General features: G+C 57.0%; 5 protein-coding genes. All 5 read left to right on the top strand.

Annotated features, from left to right (window positions below):
* A partial coding sequence (gene lnt, locus ACILQA_RS10065; protein WP_395629570.1) for an apolipoprotein N-acyltransferase occupies window positions 1–699 on the top strand: 699 nt, incomplete at its 5' end.
* A 61-nt stretch (window positions 700–760) separates the two neighbouring features.
* The gene (gene metK / locus ACILQA_RS10060; protein WP_395629569.1) at window positions 761–1,966 is read left to right on the top strand and encodes a methionine adenosyltransferase; all 1,206 of its coding nucleotides are present in this window, start codon (window positions 761–763) and stop codon (window positions 1,964–1,966) included.
* 43 nt (window positions 1,967–2,009) lie between these two features.
* Window positions 2,010–2,714, top strand: coding sequence for a tRNA (guanosine(46)-N(7))-methyltransferase TrmB (locus ACILQA_RS10055; protein ID WP_183941882.1), 705 nt, complete (start codon window positions 2,010–2,012; stop codon window positions 2,712–2,714).
* A 95-nt stretch (window positions 2,715–2,809) separates the two neighbouring features.
* The gene (locus ACILQA_RS10050; protein WP_395629568.1) at window positions 2,810–3,937 is read left to right on the top strand and encodes a sensor histidine kinase; all 1,128 of its coding nucleotides are present in this window, start codon (window positions 2,810–2,812) and stop codon (window positions 3,935–3,937) included.
* On the top strand, window positions 3,934–4,463 hold a 530-nt coding region (locus ACILQA_RS10045), incomplete at its 3' end, for a LytR/AlgR family response regulator transcription factor (protein ID WP_395629567.1). The genes ACILQA_RS10050 and ACILQA_RS10045, both read left to right, overlap by 4 nt.

Below are 4,463 nucleotides of genomic sequence, written 5' to 3'. Positions count from 1 at the left end.
GGCGCGCGGGCGCGGCTGACGACGCTGATGGGTGACGGCGATGTTTTGGTCACCGGCGCAAACCGGCTGGTGATTGAAAAGGGCCAATTGGTCGCGGCGCGCAACAGCGTTTCGGCGATGGACGCGAACGGCAATATCTTGGGCCATTATGACAAGGCGCATCTTGTCCCTTATGGCGAATATCTGCCGCTGCCGTGGTTGCTGCGGCCGTTGGGCTTGGCGCGATTGGTACCCGGCGACCTCGATTTCTGGCCCGGCCCTGGACCTCAGACGATGACAGTTAATCTGAACGGCAAGCCGGTTAAAATCGGCATCCAGATATGCTATGAAATGATATTCTCGGGCCAAGTTACCGACCGCAAGAACCGGCCAGACTTTATCTTTAATCCATCCAACGACGCGTGGTTTGGCACCATCGGCCCGCCACAGCATTTGGCACAGGCGCGTCTTCGGGCCATTGAAGAAGGCTTACCCGTCGTACGCGCCACACCAACCGGCATCAGCGCCGTCATCGATGCGAACGGCCGGATCATGAAAAGCCTGCCGCTTGGAACATCTGGCCGGATCGACGCAGTTGTGCCGCAGGCGAAGGCGCCGACATTGTTCGCACGTTTTGGAAATATGTTGCCGCTCGGCTTTGCAGGGCTGCTCATCGCTTATGCGCTGTTACCTCTTGCCCGCCGCGTACGTTCTCGCTAAAGCCGCAAATCGATATAAAGAATTCTTTATACGCAGATACAGCCAACAGACTGGAACAACCATGCGCGCAAATTACCTTTTCACGTCCGAATCCGTGTCCGAAGGGCACCCAGACAAGGTTTCGGACCAAATTTCCGACGCTATCGTCGACCTATTTCTTTCCAAAGACCCCGAAGCCCGCATCGCGTGCGAAACCCTGACCACGACTCAGTTGGTCGTGCTTGCCGGTGAAATCCGCTGCAAAGGCGTCTATGAAAATGGCGCATGGGCACCCGGCGCGCAGGAAGAAATCGAAGCCACCGTTCGCCGCACCGTGAAAGAGATCGGTTACGAGCAGGATGGTTTCCATTGGGAAACGTTCCGCTTTGAAAACAATCTGCACGGCCAATCCGCGCATATCGCGCAAGGCGTTGATGCATCGGACAACAAGGATGAAGGCGCTGGCGATCAGGGCATCATGTTTGGCTATGCGACCGACGAAACGCCCGATCTGATGCCGGCAACGCTGTATTACAGCCACAAGATTTTGGAGCGTATGGCCGCTGACCGCCATTCCGGCGCAGCCCCGTTCCTTGAACCAGACACAAAGAGCCAGGTTACCCTGCGCTACGAAGGCAGCTTACCCGTCGCCGCAACCGCCGTCGTCGTGTCGACCCAGCATGCTGCGGGGTATGACACGGGTGACAAGGAAGCGGAACTGCACGCTTATGTCCGCAAGGTTGTCGCCGACATTATTCCGCCGGTCTTGCTGCGCGACACAGTCTATCACATCAACCCGACCGGTAGCTTTGAAATCGGCGGCCCTGACGGTGACGCTGGCCTGACCGGCCGCAAGATCATCGTCGACACCTATGGCGGCGCAGCGCCCCATGGCGGCGGCGCATTCAGCGGCAAGGACCCGACAAAGGTTGACCGCTCGGCGGCTTACATCACGCGCTATTTGGCGAAGAACATCGTTGCCGCTGGTCTTGCGACCCGCTGCACCATCCAGCTGGCTTACGCGATTGGCGTTTCAAAGCCACTTTCGCTGTATGTCGACACGCATGAAACCGGCACAGTTGGCGACGACAAGATTGAAGCGGCGATCATGAATATCGAAAAGCTGGGCGGACTTACCCCGCGCGGCATTCGCACGCATCTTGGCCTCAACAAGCCAATCTATCGCAAGACTGCGGCTTATGGACATTTCGGACGCAAGCCCGAAGGTGATTTCTTCCCGTGGGAACGCACCGACCTTGTCAACGATTTGAAGGCAGCTCTCGCCTGATTACACTTGCAGCGTGGCGGCTGAAAGTTTAGCCGCCACCGCTATGACTGCGAACAAGCCCGGAGACCCCACGACACTGAACCGCCTGTACGGGCGTTCAAAGGGTAAGAAGTTGCGTGTCGAACAGGTTGATCTGGTCGACAACCTTCTGCCGCAAATTTCGGTGCCTGAAACGGGCGAGCTGGGTAGCATGCAATTGTTTGGCGATGATCGCGCCATGCACTTTGAAATCGGCTTTGGCGGCGGGGAGCATCTGGCTTACCGCGCCGACCTTTTACCCGACCATGGATTTATAGGCTGCGAACCGTTCATGAATGGGGTCGCGCAAGCGCTGTCGCATGTGCGTGAAGGCGCGCTGCGCAATGTGCGTTTGCATATGGGCGACGCGCTGGAGATATTGCGCCGCGTGCCCGACAAGTCGCTCGCCTTCGTCTATCTGTTGCATCCCGACCCTTGGCCAAAAGCGCGGCATGTGAAGCGCCGGATGATGAACGATGGTCCGCTTGATCTCATCCACGCAAAATTGAAACCCGGCGGGGAATTCCGGTTCGGCACCGATCACCCCGTATATTTGCGCCACGCCCTCATGGTCATGCAGCGCCACCGGCACCAATATAACTGGCTGTGCGAAGCCGCAGCAGACTTCCAAAGCCGGCCCGGCGGTTGGCCCGAAACGCGTTATGAAGCCAAGGCGCGCCGTTTAGGGCACGAAGTCTGGTATTTCCGCTATCAGCGCAAACCCGATTAAGCAGCCAGCGGCAAAACATTCGACGAAATCGGCGAAGCGTTCGACGAGAAACGGTAGGCGTGGTGCAACCGGCTGAAAATCCGGTATGAAAGGCTATGGAGAACGTCACCTCGCGAAAAGCACTGATTGGCCATCAAATGGCTTTGCTTACCATCATCGGGTTTTGGGCTTTTTACGCGCTCATCCTGTCGCTGCGCGCCGCTTTGCTCGATTTTCCAGCGCAGGCTGTGCTGTTTGAACGGCGCCTGATGGTAGCGCTGGTGGGCGTATTGGTCACCTGGATTTTATATACTGGTCTGCGGATGGCAGACCGGCGACCGCTTGGTTTCCGCGTCAGCGTCGCGTTCCTGGGCGCAATTCCCTGTGCCATCGCCCTTGCGTCCGCAAATTTCTATATCTTCAACCTGTACGATCCGATCAGCCTTTTTAAGGACCCCAGCGTTGGACGCAGTTTTGAAGATTTGAAGGCCCAATTGGGGCTGTCCTTCTGGCAAGAAATCGCCGACATTTCCGTCACCCATTATTTTTTCCTGATCGCGTGGAGCTCGCTATATGTCGCCATCGGCTATGCGCGCGAGGTTCGCGAAGCCGAACGCAAAACATCCAGATTTGCGCAAGCGGCGCAAGATGCCGAGCTGCGATCGCTGCGCTATCAGGTCAATCCCCACTTTCTTTTCAATACCCTGAACTCGCTCTCAAGCCTGGTCATCACCGGTAAGCCCAAAGAGGCCGAAGCGATGATCCAGAACTTGTCCAACTTTTACCGGACAAGCCTGTCTTCCGATCCGTTGGAGGATGTGACGCTTGAGGAAGAAGTGGAACTGCAACGTCTGTATCTGGAAATTGAAAGCGTGCGTTACCCCAAGCGACTGCGCGTCAGCATCAACATTCCGCCTGAGCTGATGAACCAGCATGTGCCTGCACTCATTCTCCAGCCGCTTGTTGAAAATGCCATCAAATATGGCGTGTCGCGGGCAACACGGCCGGTCTCCATTTCAATCAGCGCGGATCGCCGCGATGATAATCTGGTGCTGAGTGTCATTGACGATGGAGAGGCTGTTGACGCCGCACATGTCGGCGGAAATGGCATTGGCCTTGCCAATGTGCGCGACAGGCTGGAGGCGCGATATAAGTCCGCGGCACGGCTCGATACACAGTCGGTCAAAAGCGGCGGGTTCATCGCGATACTCACTCTGCCTTTGAGCCACAGGATAACGGCATGAAACGGCTGCGCACCTTGATTGTGGACGATGAACCTTTGGCCATTGAACGGCTGGAAACCCTGAGCGCCGATCATCCCGCTATTGAGGTCGTCGGCACAGCGAATGATGGCGTAGGGGCGCTGCGCATTGCCCAACAGCTCACGCCTGACCTTATTTTCCTAGACATCGGCATGCCCAAAATGGACGGCATCAACGCCGCGCGTGCATTGGGCCTGATGCACAAAAAGCCGGCCATCATTTTGATTACGGCGTACGATAATTTTGCGGTCGAAGCCTTTGACCTTGATGTCGTCGATTATGTTTTAAAACCCGTATCGAGCGAGCGGCTGGGCCGCGCCATTGCGCGTGCGGCCGGCACACAAGACGCCGAGATCAGCCCCGCCACAACCACGTCGAAATCCGACAGCCGTTATGCGCATGAATTTTGGGTATCCCATCGCGCCGAACTCATCCGCATTGCCGCAATGGATATTGAACGGATTGAGGCCGAGCGCGATTATATGCGGCTGCATACTGGCGGGCGCAG

The organism is Sphingorhabdus sp. (assembly GCF_044239005.1).
GTDB lineage: Bacteria > Pseudomonadota > Alphaproteobacteria > Sphingomonadales > Sphingomonadaceae > Sphingorhabdus_B.
This window is presented reverse-complemented; position numbering and strand designations above follow the sequence as displayed.